General features: G+C 47.1%; 14 protein-coding genes and 1 tRNA gene. 5 read left to right on the top strand and 10 right to left on the bottom strand.

Annotation, left to right across the window (positions count from 1 at the left end; genetic code table 11):
* Window positions 1–42: 42 nt before the first annotated feature.
* On the bottom strand, window positions 43–786 hold the full coding sequence (locus ACMXI2_RS19125; protein WP_483777679.1) for a lysophospholipid acyltransferase family protein: 744 nt from the start codon (window positions 784–786) through the stop codon (window positions 43–45).
* Window positions 787–798: 12 nt separating this feature from the next.
* Window positions 799–1,470, bottom strand: a complete 672-nt coding sequence (gene ung / locus ACMXI2_RS19120; RefSeq protein WP_483777678.1) for a uracil-DNA glycosylase — start codon at window positions 1,468–1,470, stop codon at window positions 799–801.
* A 135-nt stretch (window positions 1,471–1,605) separates the two neighbouring features.
* On the opposite strand from ung, the gene ACMXI2_RS19115 reads away from it, so the two are divergent.
* Window positions 1,606–1,679 (top strand) — tRNA-Arg (locus ACMXI2_RS19115).
* A gap of 96 nt (window positions 1,680–1,775) precedes the next feature.
* Here ACMXI2_RS19115 and ACMXI2_RS19110 read toward each other — a convergent pair.
* A complete protein-coding gene (locus ACMXI2_RS19110) occupies window positions 1,776–2,189 on the bottom strand; it encodes an SPFH domain-containing protein (protein WP_079473391.1) in 414 nt (137 codons plus the stop codon).
* A gap of 70 nt (window positions 2,190–2,259) precedes the next feature.
* Here ACMXI2_RS19110 and ACMXI2_RS19105 point away from each other — a divergent pair, with 70 nt between their 5' ends.
* Window positions 2,260–7,008, top strand: a complete 4,749-nt coding sequence (locus ACMXI2_RS19105) for a DUF3320 domain-containing protein (RefSeq protein ID WP_483777677.1) — start codon at window positions 2,260–2,262, stop codon at window positions 7,006–7,008.
* A 155-nt stretch (window positions 7,009–7,163) separates the two neighbouring features.
* Window positions 7,164–9,557: an ABC transporter permease gene (locus tag ACMXI2_RS19100; protein ID WP_483777676.1), complete on the top strand. Its 2,394-nt coding sequence runs from the start codon at window positions 7,164–7,166 to the stop codon at window positions 9,555–9,557.
* Between the two features lie 74 nt (window positions 9,558–9,631).
* Here ACMXI2_RS19100 and ACMXI2_RS19095 read toward each other — a convergent pair whose 3' ends face one another.
* The 3 genes from ACMXI2_RS19095 to ACMXI2_RS19085 form a co-directional block, all read right to left on the bottom strand.
* Window positions 9,632–10,093 (bottom strand): hypothetical protein, encoded by a 462-nt coding sequence (locus ACMXI2_RS19095; RefSeq protein ID WP_483777675.1) that lies wholly within the window; start codon window positions 10,091–10,093, stop codon window positions 9,632–9,634.
* 69 nt (window positions 10,094–10,162) lie between these two features.
* Window positions 10,163–10,795, bottom strand: a complete 633-nt coding sequence (locus tag ACMXI2_RS19090; RefSeq protein WP_483777674.1) for a response regulator — start codon at window positions 10,793–10,795, stop codon at window positions 10,163–10,165.
* On the bottom strand, window positions 10,782–12,701 hold the full coding sequence (locus ACMXI2_RS19085; protein ID WP_483777673.1) for an ATP-binding protein: 1,920 nt from the start codon (window positions 12,699–12,701) through the stop codon (window positions 10,782–10,784). The genes ACMXI2_RS19090 and ACMXI2_RS19085 overlap by 14 nt, the downstream gene beginning before the upstream one ends.
* Before the next feature lie 260 nt (window positions 12,702–12,961).
* Between ACMXI2_RS19085 and ACMXI2_RS19080 the strand changes: the two genes are divergently transcribed.
* On the top strand, window positions 12,962–13,936 hold the full coding sequence (locus tag ACMXI2_RS19080) for a TolB family protein (protein WP_483777672.1): 975 nt from the start codon (window positions 12,962–12,964) through the stop codon (window positions 13,934–13,936).
* Between the two features lie 20 nt (window positions 13,937–13,956).
* On the opposite strand, the gene ygiD is transcribed toward ACMXI2_RS19080, so the two are convergent.
* From ygiD to msrA, 4 genes are all read right to left on the bottom strand, one after another.
* Window positions 13,957–14,778 (bottom strand): 4,5-DOPA-extradiol-dioxygenase, encoded by an 822-nt coding sequence (gene ygiD, locus ACMXI2_RS19075; RefSeq protein ID WP_483777671.1) that lies wholly within the window; start codon window positions 14,776–14,778, stop codon window positions 13,957–13,959.
* Window positions 14,779–14,819: 41 nt separating this feature from the next.
* A complete protein-coding gene (locus ACMXI2_RS19070; protein ID WP_483777670.1) occupies window positions 14,820–15,230 on the bottom strand; it encodes an Rrf2 family transcriptional regulator in 411 nt (136 codons plus the stop codon).
* Between the two features lie 57 nt (window positions 15,231–15,287).
* On the bottom strand, window positions 15,288–15,707 hold the full coding sequence (locus tag ACMXI2_RS19065) for a hypothetical protein (protein WP_483777669.1): 420 nt from the start codon (window positions 15,705–15,707) through the stop codon (window positions 15,288–15,290).
* A gap of 243 nt (window positions 15,708–15,950) precedes the next feature.
* The gene (gene msrA / locus ACMXI2_RS19060) at window positions 15,951–16,598 is read right to left on the bottom strand and encodes a peptide-methionine (S)-S-oxide reductase MsrA (protein ID WP_483777668.1); all 648 of its coding nucleotides are present in this window, start codon (window positions 16,596–16,598) and stop codon (window positions 15,951–15,953) included.
* Between the two features lie 433 nt (window positions 16,599–17,031).
* Between msrA and ACMXI2_RS19055 the strand changes: the two genes are divergently transcribed.
* Window positions 17,032–19,152: an endonuclease MutS2 gene (locus tag ACMXI2_RS19055; protein ID WP_483777667.1), complete on the top strand. Its 2,121-nt coding sequence runs from the start codon at window positions 17,032–17,034 to the stop codon at window positions 19,150–19,152.
* Window positions 19,153–19,206: the final 54 nt, after the last annotated feature.

Genomic DNA, 19,206 nt, shown 5'->3' with positions numbered 1-19,206 from the left:
CGAAAGCGGGGATTGCCTTAGGCAATCCCCGCTTTCGTTGTATTATTTTGTGTTGTTGGCCAGGTAATAATCCCACATCAGGTGGAATACTTTTTCTTTAAAAGCCGGAAGGTCATCTCTTGTCATACCCGTGGTAGGCAGGGGCGGCAGGAAATGATAATCGATACGATGCGGCCATGCGAAAAATTTCTTTCCTACCGGCAATATTTTTTTGGTGTGAAAGAGCAACGACGGCATCAATGGAACCTGTGTATCTATCGCTAATGCAAAGGCGCCGTCATAAAAATCTTTTAAAGGCTGATCCGTGCGGTTGCGTGTGCCTTCCGGGTAAAGCAGGATGTGTATGCCTAAGCTAAGGGCATGCTTCATTTCAACGATGCTTTGTTTGCGGCTGGCTTCACTGCTGCGGTCAACCAGGATGCCACCAATGCGGTACAGCACACCAAACAGCGGTACTTTGCCGAGGGATGCTTTTGCGAGTGTTTTATTGATACCGGGAATTTCTGCAGATGTTACCGGCACATCGATCAGTGAATTGTGATTACATACTACCACATAGGTTTGTCCGGGTGCAAAATATTCCAATCCTTTTTTGTGTACAGGGCAGCCGATCAGAGGCTGATATACCTTCATCCATATTCTTCCGAGGAAAAGAAATCCTTTAGTTCTACGTGGTTCCGGCAGATAAGAAATAATCCACACAGGAATGAATATTACCAGCATTGTTAGTGCGAACATCACTAACATCCACGCTGCGAATATTCTGCCGAAGATATTTTTAAACATAGGGGTTGTTTTTTACAGTCTCCAGTCTACCGGTGCTATGCCTGCTTTTCCGAGTATTTCATTTGTTCTTGAAAAATGTCTGCATCCAAAAAATCCTTTATCAGCGCTAAAAGGAGAGGGGTGTGCTGCCTGCAGTATATGATGTTTGGTAGCGTCTATCAGGTATTGTTTATCCTGTGCAAAGCGGCCCCAGAGCAGGAATACCACATCGCTCCGCTGATCGGAAATTTTGCGGATTACTGCATCTGTAAAATCGCCCCAACCTATTTTACTGTGGGAGGCTGGTTCACCGGCTCTTACAGTAAGAAAGGCGTTTAACAACAGTACGCCGTGTTCCGCCCATTTGGTAAGATTTCCGTTGGCAGGTATTTCCAGCCCGAGATCTGTTTTCATTTCCTTGAAAATATTCACAAGCGAGGGAGGAGGTTTTACGCCATCAGGTACGGAAAAGCTGAGTCCGTGCGCCTGTCCTGCACCGTGATAAGGATCCTGGCCGAGGATCACTACTTTTACTTTATCTATAGGCGTTTTGTCAAAGGCATTAAAGATCAGGTTTCCGGCGGGATAAATCACTTTACCCAATGCCTTTTCATGTTTAAGAAACATCACGATCTGATCGAAATAAGACTTATGAAATTCATCTTTCAGCGCTTCCTTCCAGCTTGATTCTATTTGTACGTCCATAGTATTCACATCAATATTTAAAGAAAAATAAATTAAATTTGATTTATTGGGAGAAATTTACATAAATTTGCACTCCCAAAATGCGAGTTAAATATAGTAATTTATTTCACATTTTAAGGGAAAACAAACACATAAGTCTTGGTAGCTCAGCTGGATAGAGCAACTGCCTTCTAAGCAGTAGGCCATTGGTTCGAATCCAATCCAGGACACAGAAAGAGGAATTGATGGTTGCATTTAACGATGCAACCATTTTCTTTTTTAGCCCGTTTGTAACCGTACATTTTCGTATAGCCGTTAGAGATATATTATCTGGCGGTATCCTTTAGCCAGGGCCGGCGACCAGCTTCCAGTATAGGTAGGTTGGCTTCCGTAGGCACATAAATCACGGCCTGCGGATTTTTCTCAATGTTATCGATCCACAGCCAGTGGAGGTAGGCTTCATTGTTACGCAGCGATTCACCGATGATCTGGTTGGAGCGGGCCACACCATGCGCCCGGATGGTATCTGCTGCTGCCAGCATGGCGGCGCTTTCCATTTTGGCGCGGGCTTCTGCCACGGCTACTTCTTTGGAAGCCTGCGCATGTGCCAGCAGCGCTTCCCCTTCCATGCGCTGGGAGTATACTTTGTATTGCGGACACCCCCACAATCCAAGTATAATCAGGCCGGTAAATACTAAAAGAGCAAAAGTGGTGAGTGAAATAATGGATTTTGTATTCATAGAGGTAATGTCCTGCACCGCAGGACGGGGTTTGGTTTCAGGTTCAAATATAGTTATATATCGTATATGGATGGACGGCTTTCACGGTAACGCCTATCCGGTAACGCAGGATTTTCTTCTTTTGTATACTTCTTCTCCTTCTTCACCGTTTATTAAAATTATATTTGTAGCGTTTTATTTTGCCATTATGATCGCATCCATATTAACCAGACTTGAATCTTCCAGGAAAGAGTTGCTGGATTTAGGTCTCAGAAATCCATTGTTGAATTACAAGTTGCCGGCCGGCAAAGGTTTACATATTGTAGAAGAACAATCTGCTGCCATTTATGATATACTGGTGCGGGAAGGTAAAACCATGTCGTTCCTCGGCCGCCCCGAAAAAAAACAGGAAGAAGAAGTAGTGCAGTATAATGAGCCGGTATCGAAAGATGCGTTAACCGATACCCGTTTACAAACCAATGAAAACCAGGCGACCCTGCATTCCCGGTTGCTCAATACCTACTACGCTGCACGGATGAGCATGGAAGAGCAGGGGGTGAACATTCTCTATATTTCCCTGGGGATGTTGCAGTGGTACGAGGCCGCAGGCGGCGAAGAAGCACGGTTTGCACCGCTGATCATGGTGCCGGTGCTGCTGGACCGCTCCAGTGCGAGAGAACGTTTCCGGCTGAAATACTCCCTCGAGGAAGTAGGCGCCAATATTTCGCTGCAGGCAAAAATGAAAGCCGACTTTAATATTCATATCCCCGACCTGCCGGATGTGGAAGACTTTGATGTAAATGGCTACCTGGCGGAAGTGGCCGCAGCAGTGGAACCCATGCCGGGATGGAAAGTAGCCCCCGATACCGTGGAACTGGGCTTTTTCTCTTTTGGCAAATTTATGATCTATAACGACCTGGATGCTACCAAATGGCAGCAGGAAGACGATATAATTACGCACCCGGTGATTCAAAGTCTTTTTGGCGGCGGGTTTTCAGACACTGCCCCGCAGCTGCCGGACGATGTGTTTATTGACAACGACACCAATGCACACGAACTGTTCCAGGTAGTGGATGCCGACAGCTCCCAGATCATGGCCATGCTGAGTGTGCAGGAAGGTCGCAACCTCGTGATACAGGGCCCGCCGGGAACCGGCAAATCGCAAACGATTACCAACATCATTGCAGATGCTATTGGCCGCGGTAAAAAAGTATTATTTGTAGCGGAAAAAATGGCAGCATTGGAAGTGGTGAAACGCCGGCTGGATAATATCCAGCTGGGAGAAGCCTGTCTTGAACTACACAGCCATAAAGCCAATAAAAAAGAACTGCACCAGGAACTGAGAAAGGTGCTGGAACTGGGCCGCCCGTCTATCCAGAAGTTACAGGAAGAAGTATTACTCCTGGATGGTTATAAGAAAGAATTAAATGATTATTGCCTTTCGGTGAATGGCGCTATCGAAAGAAGCGGTTTAACTGCCCACCAGGTAATAGGCTACCTGTTGCGGCTAAACGAAGAAACTGCGGGCGTCACATTGCCGCATATCCAATTGCCGGATATTACACAATGGGATGCCGCTGCGATGAACAAAGCCTCCGCGATGGCATTGCGGATACAGGCATGTTTGCAGGAAACAGGCGTACCGGCCAATCTCACTTTCCGCGGCAGCCGGCTTACGGTATTGTTGCCGCATGAACAAACTGCTTTTGCCCAGCTGCTGAAAGACGCATTGGCTGCACAGGCGGCATTGATGCAAACGACTTCCGCAATCGCGGGAAAAATGAGTATCCCATCTCCCAAAGATATTACCGCTATACATACGCTTATTGATATTTGCGCGCTGCTGGCCCGTCAACCGGACCTGCAGGAAACAGACGTAGCCAATAAAGCCTGGCTGCTGCAAAAACAGGATATCGCGGAATGGCTGGCTGCAGGCGTTGCCGCAACCACTGTTCAGCAGCAGTACCAGGAGATCTTTATTCCTGAAGCATGGGAGCAAAATGTAATGGAGATCCGGGAAAACCTGCTGGCACACGGCCACAAATGGTACAAGTTCCTGATTGGCGCGTACAAAAAAAGCAATCGTCAGCTGGCAGCTTTATGCAAACATGCATTGCCGGACGACAAGGAAGAAAAGCTGCAGTATGTAGATGCGATCATGGAGTTCAGACGGCAGGATACACTGCTGAAAGAACATGCCGCTTTAGGCAGTACTTTGTTCGGCAGCCGCTGGCAGAAATCACATACCAACTGGCCCGCATTGGAAGAAGCAACCGCCTATCTAACGGAATTGCATACACGAATTTCAGCGGGTAGCTGTCCTGCGCAGGTGGCAACATGGTTACATCACCACCGCAGCGCCGCCGATGCCCTTGCCGATCAGCAACAGGTTACGCAGCTGCTGCAGGAGCAGCAGCAACGCAACACCGCGGTGCTGGAAAAGCTGGAAATGCCACCGGGGCAATTCCCTGTGCTGCTGGATGCACAGCAATGGCAGTTACAAACATGGACAGATAAACTACCGGAAATACATCATCTCATTGCATGGAACAATATAACGGAAACGGCTATACAGGAACAGCTGGGATGCCTCCTTACGCCGGTGCAGGAATGGGAAGGCGGTGCAAGACTATTGAGAACTGCACTGGAGAAAACATGGTATGAATACCTGGTGGAAACAGCCGTGAAATCGCAGCCTGCGCTGCGTAAATTTGAACGTGCCGGTCATGAAGAAATGGTACAGCAGTTTCGTAAACTGGATGTATTGAACCTTCAGTATAACCGCGCCCGTGCGGCGTTACAGCACTGGGAGCAAATGCCCCGTGCAGATGCCGGCGGACAGGTAAACATTCTGCGCACGGAGTTTAACAAAAAGGCGCGTCATATGCCTATCCGTAAACTGATGCAGGAAGCAGGACTGGCGATACAGGCGATTAAGCCGGTATTTATGATGAGCCCATTGTCTATTGCCAATTTTTTACCACCTGCCACATTGGAATTTGACCTCGTTATTTTCGATGAAGCCAGCCAGGTGAAGCCGGTAGAGGCGCTGGGTGCTATTTTGCGGGGTAAGCAACTGGTAGTAGTGGGAGATAATAAACAGTTACCACCCACCAGTTTCTTCGATTCCCTTACACGGGAAACAGATGATGAAGAAAATGTTACGGCAGATATGCAGAGCATCCTCGGCTTGTGTGATGCACAGGGTGCGCCGCAACGTATGCTGCGCTGGCATTACAGGAGCCGGCATGAATCGCTGATCACATTATCGAATCATGAATTCTATGAAAATAAACTGGTGATATTCCCCAGTCCGGGCGATAAAGAAAGAAAAGGACTGGTATTTCATCACCTGAAAGATACGGCATACGACCGTGGTAAAACCCGCACCAATCCAAAGGAAGCGGAGATGGTGGCAGATGCGGTGATGGAACATGCGCGTAAAAACCCGGGAATGAGTTTGGGGGTGGTAGCGTTTAGTACCTCGCAACGGCAGGCGATCAGTGATGCGCTGGAATTGCGCCGGCGTAAGTCGCCCGAACTGGAATCGTACTTCATGGCGCACCAGGACGAGCCTTTCTTTGTAAAGAACCTGGAAAACGTGCAGGGCGATGAAAGGGATGTGATCTTTATTTCTATCGGTTACGGACGTACGGAGGAAGGATATGTGGCCATGTCTTTTGGTCCGCTGAATAATGAAGGCGGGGAAAGAAGGCTCAATGTGCTGATCACGCGCGCGAAAACGCGTTGCGAAGTATTTACCAATATCACTGCCGACGATATTGATGTGAACAGAACAAAGAGTTATGGTATACAATCGCTGAAAAACTTCCTGTATTTCGCACAGCATGGTAAGCTGTATATGACTGCAGAAACGGGGCTTCCGGCGGATAGTCCGTTTGAGGAAAATGTAGCGTCGAAACTGGAAGCGCTGGGATATATTGTACGTAAACAGGTAGGTTCAAAAGGATTTTATATTGACCTGGCTATTGTAGATGCGGAAAACCCGGGTCGTTATATATTGGGGATCGAGTGCGACGGTGCAGCTTACCATTCTGCCCGTTCCGCCCGCGACCGCGACCGCTTGCGGCAGCAGGTACTGGAAGCAGTTGGCTGGAAAATCCACCGCGTGTGGAGCACCGATTGGTTCCGTAATCCCGAGCGGGAGCTGAACCGCCTGGTGGCGGCTATTGAAAAAGCAAAAGCCGCTGTTGCTATCGACGACCAGGTGACTGAAGATGCGAAGAAAGAAGCCGGGCAGGTATTGACCCGGGAAACAGTGGAAGAAAAGGAAGAAGAAGTACCGGTATACGAAACCGCGGTGCTGCCCGATGAGATCCGGGCGCAGGAATTTCATCTTTCTCCCATTGGTAAACTATGTAACTGGATAGAACAGGTAGTAGTAGTGGAAAGCCCGGTTCATTTTGACGAGCTGGCGCGGCGGATGGTAGAAGCAGCTGGCATTACCAGGGTGGGACCCCGTATCCGGGAAATACTGCGTCATGCCGTACGTCATTCCGATGCCAGCAAACGGATTAAGATCAAAGGACAATTCCTGTGGGATACTTCACTCCCAACGCCGGTAGTGCGCAACCGCAGCCAGTTACCGGCTACTGCAAGAAAGATCAACTATATCGCCACAGAAGAAATAGGCGTGGCCCTGGAAAAAGTAGTGAAAGATGCCGTAGCTATTCAACGTGAAGACGCTGTCCCTTTCATTGCCAGGATGTTTGGCTATAGCCGTGTAACGGAAGAAATGAAAGAAGAGATCCTGAAAGCCATTGATATCAGCATTCAAAATAACCAGGTACAGCGGGAAGGGGAATTGCTGAAGGCGTAATATCGTACAGGCGCTGTACTGAAACCGGACAAATTTAAATTAATAATATCTGTTTGATGTTGGTATTTAGGATACATCCGGGATGGCATGTTTTTGCTTTTTAAGTGTGGAGAAGTGAATAGTGTGAGATAGTTATCAACTTTAAATTTCTCCCGATGTTTCGAAATCATCTCCTGATAGCATGGCGTAACCTGGTCCGGTTTAAATATTATACCCTGATCAATATTGCCGGATTGTCTATTGGCCTCGCTGCCTGCTGGCTATTGCTGCTTTATGTGCACAGGGAAACCAGTTATGACAATTTTTATCCGCAGGCGGATCGCATATACCGGGTGGTTAATCATGCTACATGGACAGGTGGTAATTTGCACCTGGCCTCCACTTCCGCACCATTTGCCGCTGTGTTAAAAAAGGATTACCCGGAAATAGAACAGATTACAAGAATAGAAACGGATGGTGGCGCAGCACTGAAATATGGTGAAAAGAAACTGGAAGTAGGGGATATGTTTTTTGTGGACAGCACCTTTTTTGATGTGCTCAGTTTCCCGATGGCCGCAGGCGATGCTGTTTCCGCCCTGGCTCAGCCCAATTCGCTGGTGCTGACAAGGAGTCTTGCTCAGAAGCTGATCGGCAGCCCCGAAGAGGCGATTGGAAAAACAATCCTCACGGATGATAGTACTGCTTATACGGTGAGCGCCGTAATGGAAGATATACCTTCTAATTCTCATCTCTCTTTCAGCGCATTGCGTGTAATGCCGCCGGATTATAACGCCAACGGCTGGCAGAACTTCGACGTATATACTTACCTGTTATTGCAGAAAGGTGCGGATGCCAAAGCGCTGGAAAGCAAGCTGCCGGCGTTTTTTGAGCGGTATTTAAAACCACGGATGGGAGAGGTAACGTACAAAATGGAACTACAGCCAGTGCGGGATATCCACCTGCATTCTCATCTTGATTATGAAATATCGCCCAATGGCAACATCCTGTATATCTATATTTTTCTTTGTATTGGTTTGCTGACGCTGCTGATTGCCTGTATCAACTATATGAACCTGGCTACGGCCCGTGCCAGCGCGCGCATAAAAGAAGTGGGCGTAAGGAAAAGTATGGGATCGGGCAGGGAAGAAATTGCGCGCCTGTTCCTGACAGAATCCATGCTGCTTACTTTTCTGGCAGCCCTCGTTGCAATGGGACTGGTGGCCATATTGCTGCCCTGGTTCAATACGTTTAGCGGTTCGCAGGTACAGTTGTGGCAGTTTGGACTGGTAAAAACCCTCATCGTTATTGTGATGCTGGCTTTACTCACCGGGCTGTTTGCAGGGATTTACCCGGCAGTGTTTATGTCTGGTTTTAAAGTGATCAATTCGCTGAAAGGAAAGCTGGGAAACAGCGGCCATGCCGGTTTCCGGAAGGGGCTTGTTACCTTCCAGTTTATCGTTGCGATCATTTTAACAGGAAGTACGATGGTGGCGTATGATCAGCTGCAGTACATGATGCATAAGAACCTGGGTTTCGACAAAGACCAGGTGTTGTCTTTTCATATACCGGATCAACAGATGCGGAGTAAAATGCCGGTGCTGAAAGATCAGTTGTTGCGTAACCCGCTGGTGCAGCATGTGGCTGCGGCCAGCAATCCTATAGGCCGGAATAATATTGGCGGGCATGGCTTTTTCTTTGAGCAGAACGGCAGTATTTCCGATGCATCAGTAGTTGCGCAGAATTATATGGTGGACGCCGGTTACCTGAAAACAATGGGTATCACGCTGCAAAGCGGCCGCAATTTTTCGGATACCGGTGAATCGGATATGCATCATTCGGTGCTGATCAATGAAACGCTTGTGAAAATGCTCAACTGGGATCAGCCGCTGGGAAAGCGGGTGCAGTTTAAGATTGACCAGGAGGGGCATCGCGCAGAGCGTGTAGTGATCGGCGTTATGAAAGATTTTCACATTTATTCCCTGCAGCATAAAATAGCGCCGCTGGTGCTGGAGATGCCGCCATTCCCGGGTGTACAGGATAATGTATACGTGAAGGTGAGCAAATCAAACGTGCCGGCTGCGGTTTCCTATATTGAAAAAGTGTTTCATTCCTTTGATCCGGGGCATCAGTTTGATTATAGTTTTATTGATCAGAATTTTGCCAGGCAGTATGCCGGTGAGCAGAAGCAGGAAACGATTTTTATGTTGTTTGCGGTGCTGGCTTTGTTTATTGCCTGCCTGGGACTCTTTGGGCTGGCGGCTTTCACTGCCGTGCAACGAACAAAGGAAATAGGCGTGCGTAAAACGCTGGGGGCTTCTACCGGGAATATTGTAAAGTTATTATCGAAAGATTTCCTGCAGTTACTGCTTATTGCTGCTGCGGTGGCATTCCCGGTTACCTGGTGGATTATGGACCGGTGGCTGAACAATTTTGCTTATCATGCAGGCGTCAGTATCTGGGTGTTTGTGCTTACAGGTAGTGCAGTGGTGGTAATTGCTTTGGCTACTGTAAGTTTTCATGCAGTGAAAGCTGCGCTGGCCAATCCTGTTAAGAGTTTGCGGGCTGATTAAAGAAGATTTGACGTATAAAAAGCATCAACTGCTGTGGGGCAGCTGATGGAGAATTATTTTACTACAAATAGCAGTTAAATATTTCCTTTTTTCTTCTCAAAAAATTGCAGTTCACTTTCAGACAGGCTGTTTTTACTAAGTGAGATCAAAAAGCGATTTGGGTTATAAACAACAAGAAAAACGCCCCTGTCAGTAATATCCAGTTTCTTCACCCAGGCCCATTCCTTTGTTTCTACCACTGCCTTGTTTCGATGCCTGATGATAATGTCCTGTTCGTTAAATTCTATATCTGCATCGAAGCTATTTTTATTCGCGATAGCCTTTGCGCTGAAATGATATATTGGAATCAAAATAATTATCAGGCAAAAAAAGTAAATTAATGAGGAAAGAAAAATGCCAAATGAAGCGATAGGAACAGCATAACCAATAAGGAACATGCTTATTAAGTACATCCATAGGCTTTTTTTCAGGAAAAAATGGATTTTAGCCCGGAGAATGCTATTGTAATTTGATTGGATTCTCTTTATAACTGCCATTTCATTTGGGTTAATATGTTTACACTTTCCAAAAAGGATGCAGCTGGCAAAATTAATAAGGAGTGAACTTTATAGCAAGCCTTTTTCTGTTGCCTTGCGGATCAGCGCCGCAGAATTGTTTACTTCAAATTTTTGCATCAGGTTCCTCCGGTGCGTTTCCACCGTTTGCGTACTTATAAAAAGCTGCCTGGAAATGGCAACCGTGGTAGCGCCTTCGCTCACAAGCAGCAGGATTTCCCTTTCCCTTGTGGTAAGCCGCGGAACACTCTCCTTCACAGCTGCCGGCGCAAAAAGTACTTTTTGCAGTTCTGCCTGCATGATGAATGTATTGTTCATCACCTGGAAAATCGCATTGACAAGGCCCTGCTTTGAGGTATTCTTTAACAGGTAGCCATCGGCGCCATTTTCCAGCATTTCCTGTATTACGCTTTTTTCTGTGTGATTGGTAAGTGCGATGACTTTTGTTGACCGGTACTGGCTTTTTATGATGCGGCAAACTTCCGTACCCGATATTTCCGGAAGCCCGATATCAAGCAATACTACATCAGTTGTGTTGGACTCCAGGAATTGTAAGGCATCTTCAGCATTTGAAAAACTTCCTTTCAGGTTCATCCTTTCCTCGTTTCGCAGGATGCTGCTCAACCCCTCAACAACGATGGAGTGATCTTCTACGATAATAATGGAAAGCTTATGCTCTTTCATCTGTTGGCAGTTCTATATTTACAATTGTTCCTTTCCCGGCTTTTGTATGAATGTCCAGTTTTCCTTTTAAAAATTCCACCCGGCTCCGGATATTTCCCAGTCCAAACCCTTTGGAGGATTTTCCGCTTGCCTGATCAAAACCTTTACCATTGTCTTCTGTTGTTATATAGAAAGTATCCCCGTCCTGACTGCATTGCACAAAAGCTTCTGTAGCCCCCGCGTGCCTCACTACATTGGCCAGCAGCTCCTGCACAATACGGTAAATAATAATCTCAATTTGCTTTGGTATTCCGGCCCTTATGTTGAGAAAACTGGAGTAAACATGAAGCAGATCGGTATGGCAGGATTGGCATAACTCAGCCAGTGCCGATTCCAACCCGGAGCGCAACAATGCTTCCGGCATCATGTTCCGTGCAATGCGCCGCAGTTCAGTCACCGAGCCATCCAGTTGTGCGATTACCCTGTTCATTTCAGCAGAAGGAGTATCCTGAAGCGCGCTCGTCAGATTGATTTTGACGCCGGCCAGCATACCTCCCAGGCCGTCGTGCAGGTCCCTTGCCAAACGGGTCCGTTCTTTTTCTTCTCCTTCAAGCAATGCCTGGGCCACGGCTATCTGCTGTTGCTGTTTCACATACACCAGCTCCTGTTCAGCCTTATCTTTGCGGAGCCGGAATAAGTAATAGAACAAACCGCCGGTAAGCAACATACCACCAATACTTCCCCACATGACCATCCGTTGCTTTCTCTCTTTGTTGTTGGCTTTCAACAATTCTTTTTCTTTTTGCACGTAATTATACCTGCCTTCCAGATCTGCGATCTGAAGACTGGACTGTTTTTTATAAAAGCTGTCTGAGAATTCACTGTACATGGTCTGCCATCGATAGGCTGCTCCCATATTTCCGAGTTCTGCTTCAACAAAGGCGAGCTCCTGTAATATATTCTTTTTATCGCTATCTATCTCTGCATAGCCTTCGTTATAAATTTTCAACAAAACATTCCTGGAGGCTAAAAGGTCGTGTTTACCATTGTATAGTTTTGCTTTTTGAAAAAGCAGTGAACGGATATCAAACCTGCTCTTGATTTTTTCAGCAATGACCAATCCTTTTTCCAGGCTGTTTTCTGCCCTTTCCCAGTTTCCCTTTGTCCTGTAATACAAGCCTTCTGTTGTGTAGTAATAGGGAAGATAAAGAGAATGGGGATCTTTTTCAAGAATAGCAAAAGCGCTGTCAAGGCTTTTTTTGGCCTCCGGAAGCATCTGCCTATGCACATAAGTCTTTGCCAGATTGGTGAAATTATCTGCCTGCCGCGGATCTAAGGGGGCGTTCCGGCGAAATATTTCTATTGATTTATGAAAATAAAAAATGGCTTTATCATACTCCTCATAATTCATAAAAGGAAGGGCAATGTTGGTGTATCCTTCTGCAACGCGTATACTATCTCTTGCTTTGGCGGCCAAAGGAATAGCCCTGTTCAGAAGAATATCCAGGTATTGTTTGTTATCGTTGCTGCGTTGTGCAATAACAGCTTTGTTGGCCCATGTCCGGCTTTGTAACCGATAAGATTCCGTTGTCTGGTATTTATGAAGATAGTCAAGGGCTTTGTCAAAGGCGATGATTGCTTTATTTCCATCGGTATCCATATAAGCCCTGCCCAGATAAAAGAAACCTACCCCCTGGTAAAAGGGAAATTTCCCGGACCGCTGCAGCCCTTCCCGGATATAAGCAGCTGCCTTATTAGTATCCGAAACAGACCATTGGTCCCCCAGTTCATAAAGCAAAATGGCCTTTGCAGTATCAGTCCCTGCTGCCTGGATGGAGCGTAGCAAACTATCTTCAAAGCTTCCAAACTGCGCAAACGTACCCAGGGTGCTAAACAGAAAGATGGTAAGTAAACAGGTTTTCTTCATCCGGTCAACAAGGCATTAACAAAATAATGATAGTAAGCTACCTATTTTTTTAATAATTCAAAAATCGGGGTTATTGGTGTTTGGGGCAATACCGGTTTTACCTGATTTCATCTAAGGGTTTTCATGGAGAGGAAAAATGAAGGATTTTACGGATTGTTTTGAGCTGTATTTCATCGCAATTTAGCATTGCCATTGTTTAGATCACAGATGAAGGTCTGACAAAATGAAAATAACCAGCATTCCCAATTTAATTAGCGTATATGAAAACAAGAATATTGCTGCTTCCGGTCCTCGTTGTAATGATGCTGTTCAATGCCTGTAAAAAAGATGACCAGCAAGGTCCTGGTGGAGACAACGGCTCTTACAACTATGGTCCCGGGGCTATCTTTATTAAACAGGGCACCGAAGGGATTACAAAAATTGATATGGCCACCGGGGAATTGTCACTGGTGATGAAGAATTGGTTAGATGCCGGCTGGGATATTAGCTGGGATGGAAAAAAGGGAGTAAAACAGGTTGATGTATCCTATTCTGAGACCAAATATATCATTTTCAATACTGGCGATGGTTCTACTCTTAAAGAGGTCAGCTATGAACCCGCCGACAATCGTGGCGGGTTACCTTGTATTTCTCCAGATGGGGCCAAACTGGCTTTGCGTCCAACACTCAGGGAGGGGCTTGTCATCCTCGATATGGCAGGCAATGTGCTCAAAAGTATTACCGGGTACGGAGCTGACCATACTTTTGAATATTTAGACCCCATTAACTGGGCTCCGGATGGTACTATACTGTTTAAAAAGAACAGTAGCCTGTACCGCACATCCGTCGATTTCAGCCGTGCCTTTAAAATCAAAGACATTCCTTTTTCTGACTGGGAGGGGGCTGCTGTTGCCAGTCCTGACGGACAAAAAATAGCGATGAGCCTCAATGGTCATATTTGGTTGATGAATGCCGATGGCAGCGATCTGCATCAGGTTACGCAGAGCAGCCAGCAAGAGGTGGCGCCATCCTTTTCCCCCGATAGCAGGTATATAGCCATGAAGGCTAATTCGCGGGCGGGCGCTCCCGGTAGTGGTACAACAGCCCCTCATCTTTGCCTGATTCCAGCCGATGGGCAGGTCTACAAAGTATATCCAGGTGAAGATAACCGGGTTATACACCCCACGGTAAAGGGGGCTACCCCTGATTCCAGGGGACTTGGCGTAACCATAGTGGGTGATTTTGTTTGGCGGTAACAGACACTCTCCGCATAATATTAAGCGGTTTTAAAACACCGCATACTGATACTTCCGTTCTGTATTTCTTCGTAGGTAAACTTTATTTCCTCGTTTTTATTTACCAGTCCGAGTGTATAGATCATGGGGAGATAGTGGTCATTGGTGGGGATGGACAATTGCGCTTCCCTGCCGAGGGTGTGATAATTTACCAGGTCAGTAAATGCGCCCTGTTCCAGTTTTTGTTTAACGGTTTCGTCGAAGGCAATAGCCCAGTCGAATGGTTTGGCGTTATCCGTAAACACTACCTGCCGGAGATTATGTACAATATTACCACTGCCCATAATGAGTACGCCTTTATCCCGTAAGGCTTTCAGTTCTGCTGCCAGTTTGAAATGGTATTCCGGCGGCTGGTGATAATCGATGCTCAGCTGGAATACGGGGATATCGGCCATAGGGTACATGTGTTTCAGTACCGTCCATGAGCCGTGATCCAGGCCCCAGTGGTCATCTTCTATGACATTGGTGGAAGTGATGAGTTGTTTGGTTTCCCGGGCCAGTTCCGGCGCGCCGGGTGCGGGGTATTGTACTGCGTAAAGTGCTTCCGGGAATCCGCCGAAGTCGTGGATGGTTTCCGGTTGCGGGGCTACCAGCACGTGGGTGCCTTTGGTGAGCCAGTGGGCGGATATTACCAGGATAGCGCTGGGCTTTTGGGGTAAATCCTGCCCCATGTTACCGAGGGTACGTGTAAAAGGGTTGTCCATGATACCGTTCATGGGGTTGCCGTGCCCGATAAACATCACGGGCATGCGGGCGCTGTTGTTGAATTCGCCGGTAATATTCCTCAGATCGCTGAGTTGCATGCTATTCCTCCTGATGGCAGCATTGCCTTTAATGATAAAATTTATGCGAACTGGCGTAAAAAGTCCGCCAGGCTTGTTTTGTCCAGTTTATGCAGCAGCGCGCCTTCAATTTCCTGGTAGAGGTTGTCCAGATGCCGGTTGATCTGTTTCCCTACGAGGCAGTCGGGGTTGGGCTTATTTTTACTATTTCCCAGCAGGGAAGCCTGTTGTACGGCGTGGTATACTTCTGAGAGCCGGATTTTGTCTGCCGGTTTGGCCAGGGTGGCGCCTCCGTTTTTACCTTCTTTACTTTCTATGAGCCCGTGGTTGCGGAGGTTGCTGATTTCCTTGCGTACCAGTACCGGGTTGATGTTGATGCTGCCGGCAATAAAGTCGGACGACAGGAGTTCCCCTTCCGCGCTGGCCATCAGCGTGAGGATATGCAGTGATATGGGAAATCTTCCGTTGTTCATTCTGTAATTGACTTTATTACAGTACAAAAGTACGATAATAGGGGAGAATGGAAAAATTTATCTGTGGGTATAGAAGTAAACCACGCTGGCAATGATGAGTACCAATACGATAAGGGCAATAACGCAGCCATTCCGGCTGGGCTGCTTCACTGCACTGGCTACTCCGCGGGCGCCGATGAGGGCTTCCACGGCTTCTTTGGCTTCCAGCAGGCCAATATTGGTGCCGGGGAGCTTGTTCATTTCTGTCAGGTAGTATTTAACGGCGTGTAATTTCCCGGAATGCATGCTCAGTTGTATGGCTTTTTCCTCGATGGTACGTTTAGAAACGTCGTTTTTCCGGTTTTCCGGGGCTGTTTGGTCGTTAACTACCTTTTGACAGTTTTGGCAGATAAACAGTACGTGAAATGGGTCTTTTTCCGGTATGGTACGGATAAGATCCGTGCCCCCACACCAGGGACATACTTGTACAGTGCTCATTAATGGTGGAACTTTTTATTAACTGCTGCATAAGTTAATAAAAGTTTTTTAGGTTTCAGCGATAAATGCAGCAGGGGGGAGGTTATTACTTCCCGGATGCCTCCCGGATACTTAGGACATGGATAGGCATTGCACTATCCATGCACTATGCATACTGTTAGCATGCACTCCTCATGCACTCCTCATGCACTATTAATGCACTATCAATGCACTATCAATACACTCCCCATGCACTATGCCTCCTTAAAATTGCTTTTTCAGGTGTCCGGCAAATGCTTTTTTGAACTTCTCCAGTTTGGGTTTGATCACAAAAGTGCAATACGGCTGTGATCCGTTCTGGTTATAATAGTTCTGGTGGTAGTCTTCCGCCTCGTAAAAGGTGGTGAGCGGTGCAATCTCCGTCACAATGGGTTTGTCGTAGGCGCCGGATTCCTGCAGTTTCTTCTTATAAAACTCCGCTTTCTCTTTCTGGTCCTCGTTATTATAGAAGATTACGCTGCGGTACTGGGTGCCTACGTCGTTGCCCTGCCTGTTCAGCTGGGTAGGGTCGTGGCTCAGCCAGAACGCCTGCAGCAGTTCCTCATAGCTGATCTTTGCCGTGTCGTAGGTGACGCGGATTACTTCCGCATGGCCGGTAGTACCGGTACATACCTGTTCGTAGGTAGGATTGGGTACATCCCCGCCGGCATAGCCTGATTCTACTTTCGTTACACCGTCCAGGTATTGAAATTGAGCTTCCGTACACCAGAAGCAGCCGCCTCCAAAGGTAGCGGTAGCCGTTTTTTCCTTATTGGTTACTTCCATATCTCCGGGCACTTTGTCTTTTTTTTGCTGGGCACAGGCAGAAAACGCCATTGCAATCAGGCAAATGAATATTGAATATTTTCTCATAAAAATAAAAATTTCAAGGATGCAGCTTTTTTTTATATGTCGGGAACGTAATGCTGTTAAGGGATTGCAGCCATTCCCGGCATCTTTAAAGTGGCATTCCTTTCTATAATTTACGTAATATATGATGGAGGAGACCGACAAGTTAAGTAACTTTAACATTCTTTTGCAGTTTCCAGGAACCCAGGAGCGCCCTGAAAACCTCCCAAAAGCATACGTCAGCAGCAGCAGGAACCGATAGTATAAGCCGGAATTGCCGGATAACGTTTGATAGCATAATGACAACAAAGATGAACAAGAATTAATAATTTTCCCGGATCAGCTTTCTCCGCCACCTTGTTGGCAGCGCTTTTACGCGCACATGAACGTAAACCTTTTACGCAGACACGAACAATACCTGATTGTTGGTGCCTTCTTACTTTAAATAAATTAACACTTGAAATATTTTCCTGAATCTGCGTTAATGCAGTTGGAATTCGACAAAGTACAGGCATTGCTGCAAGAGCATTGCAAAACAGAGCTCGGCAAGGAAATGGCCGCAGCACTTCGCCTGCACACGCATATAGATTACGTAAAAACCGCCCTGCAACAGGCACATGAATATAAACAACTCACCCTGTTACAGGAAAATTTTCCGAACGATTTCATCCTGAACCTCAAAAGGGAACTGCGCCTGCTGTCTATTGAAGGCGCCGTACTCACCGGGGAACAGGCCATGCTGCTGCGTAAACTGGCAGAAAGCATGCACAGCATCGTCCGGTTCTTTGATCACGACCGCCGTACCCAGTACTCGGCGTTGTATGAAGTGATCAAAGAAACCCATTACGAAAAAAAGATCACCGCTACCATTGATGAAGTGCTGGATGAATTGGGACAGGTAAGGGACAACGCTTCCCCGGAACTGGCCCGGATCCGTATTTCGCTGTACCGCAAACGTACAGAGCTGCGCCGCGTATTTGACCGCATCCTGCAGAAGCTGCAAAAGCTCAATTACCTGGCCGACCAGGAAGAGGCTTTCCTCAACGGACGCAGGGTAGTAGCCATTTATGCAGAGAATAAACGCATGGTAAAGGGCATTATTCATGGTGAATCCGATACGCGGAAGACTTCCTTCCTGGAACCGGAAGAAACCATAGAACTGAATAATGATATCCAGTCGCTCGAAAGAGAGGAAGGACGTGAAGTATACCGCATTCTCAAAGCCATGACGGCGGCATTAAGCGGTTTCTCCTTTTTGCTGAACGGCTATCATGAAATACTGGGCACGTTCGATTTTATCCGGGCAAAAGCCAAACTGGCGCTGGATATGGATGCGAACTACCCCACGCTGCTGCCGCATGCACAGCTGAACCTCATACAGGCGTATCATCCGCTGCTGCTGCTTTATAACCGGAAAAACAAGAAGCCTACCATCCCGGTAAGCATTAACCTGGATAAAGACGCGCATATCCTTGTGATCAGCGGACCAAATGCCGGTGGTAAAACGGTGACCCTGAAAACCATCGGGCTTATTCAGCTGATGCTGCAATCCGGGCTGCTGGTGCCGGTACATCCTTCTTCCCAGATCGGGATCTTCAAACAACTGATGATCCATATCGGGGATACACAATCGCTGGAGTTTGAGCTGAGTACGTACAGTTCCCATCTCAAAAACATGAAATATTTCATGGAAAACGCCAACGGCAGAACGCTGTTCTTTATAGATGAACTGGGAAGCGGGTCGGACCCCAACCTGGGCGGCGCTTTTGCGGAAGTGATCATGGAGGAACTGGCCAAGAAACATGCCTATGGCGTAGTTACCACGCACTATCTGAACCTGAAAGTGATGGCCAATAAGGTGAAAGGGATCGTTAACGGGGCAATGGGCTTCGATGAACAAACCCTGATGCCCATGTATAAGCTAATGGTAGGGAAACCCGGCAGCTCGTATACTTTCTCCATTGCGGAGCGGATCGGGCTGAACCCGTCGCTCATTGCGCGCGCCAAGAAGCTGGTGGATGAAGGCCATTTCCAGCTGGATAAGCTGCTGAACAAAGCCGAACAGGATCTGCAGAAAGTAGAAAGCAAAGAAAAGGAGCTGCAGAAATTACTGAAGGAAAACGAGCGTTTGAAAAAGGAGTATGAAGTACTGGCCGACAAAGAACGTAAGCAGCAACAGTACACTTTGCTGAAATTACAGAACCAGATCAAGGAAGATGACCTGCAGTACCTGAAAGATATGGAGCGGAAGCTGAAGCAGATCGTGATAGAGTGGAAACGAGCCGATGATAAGGAGAAAGTAATGAAGCAGGCAGAGATCCTTCTGTTCCGCCGCCGGGAGAAGCAGCATACCGAACAGCTCAATAAAAAAGTACAGGATAAATTTGAGGAGATCAAGGGCCAGATTGAGGTAGGCGTCCAGGTGAAGATAGTTACCAACAGGCAGGTAGGCAAGGTGTTGGAGATCCGTGATAAACGGGCTATTGTAAAAATTGGTAATATTCCCATCAATGTGAAACTGAGCGATCTTGTGCTGGTGCAGGAAAAACCTGCCGAAAAAGTAGAGGAAGGGAAGTGATATAACAGATGCCCGGAGGTGATATAGAAATTATCTATACGTCATATAGTTGGA

It is taken from the genome of Chitinophaga sp. G7 BAM 1005, assembly GCF_057126945.1.
The sequence above is the reverse complement of the archived record's forward strand: the minus strand, read 5'-3'. Positions and strand labels throughout refer to the sequence as shown.

Bases quoted from the DNA above. Each gene is read 5' to 3' on its own strand.
- ACMXI2_RS19125 (WP_483777679.1), bottom strand. From the start codon at position 786: ATGTTTAAAAATATCTTCGGCAGAATATTCGCAGCGTGGATGTTAGTG.
- ung (WP_483777678.1), bottom strand. From the start codon at position 1,470: ATGGACGTACAAATAGAATCAAGCTGGAAGGAAGCGCTGAAAGATGAA.
- ACMXI2_RS19110 (WP_079473391.1), bottom strand. From the start codon at position 2,189: ATGAATACAAAATCCATTATTTCACTCACCACTTTTGCTCTTTTAGTA.
- ACMXI2_RS19105 (WP_483777677.1), top strand. From the start codon at position 2,260: ATGGACGGCTTTCACGGTAACGCCTATCCGGTAACGCAGGATTTTCTT.
- ACMXI2_RS19100 (WP_483777676.1), top strand. From the start codon at position 7,164: ATGTTTCGAAATCATCTCCTGATAGCATGGCGTAACCTGGTCCGGTTT.
- ACMXI2_RS19095 (WP_483777675.1), bottom strand. From the start codon at position 10,093: ATGGCAGTTATAAAGAGAATCCAATCAAATTACAATAGCATTCTCCGG.
- ACMXI2_RS19090 (WP_483777674.1), bottom strand. From the start codon at position 10,795: ATGAAAGAGCATAAGCTTTCCATTATTATCGTAGAAGATCACTCCATC.
- ACMXI2_RS19085 (WP_483777673.1), bottom strand. From the start codon at position 12,701: ATGAAGAAAACCTGTTTACTTACCATCTTTCTGTTTAGCACCCTGGGT.
- ACMXI2_RS19080 (WP_483777672.1), top strand. From the start codon at position 12,962: ATGAAAACAAGAATATTGCTGCTTCCGGTCCTCGTTGTAATGATGCTG.
- ygiD (WP_483777671.1), bottom strand. From the start codon at position 14,778: ATGCAACTCAGCGATCTGAGGAATATTACCGGCGAATTCAACAACAGC.
- ACMXI2_RS19070 (WP_483777670.1), bottom strand. From the start codon at position 15,230: ATGAACAACGGAAGATTTCCCATATCACTGCATATCCTCACGCTGATG.
- ACMXI2_RS19065 (WP_483777669.1), bottom strand. From the start codon at position 15,707: ATGAGCACTGTACAAGTATGTCCCTGGTGTGGGGGCACGGATCTTATC.
- msrA (WP_483777668.1), bottom strand. From the start codon at position 16,598: ATGAGAAAATATTCAATATTCATTTGCCTGATTGCAATGGCGTTTTCT.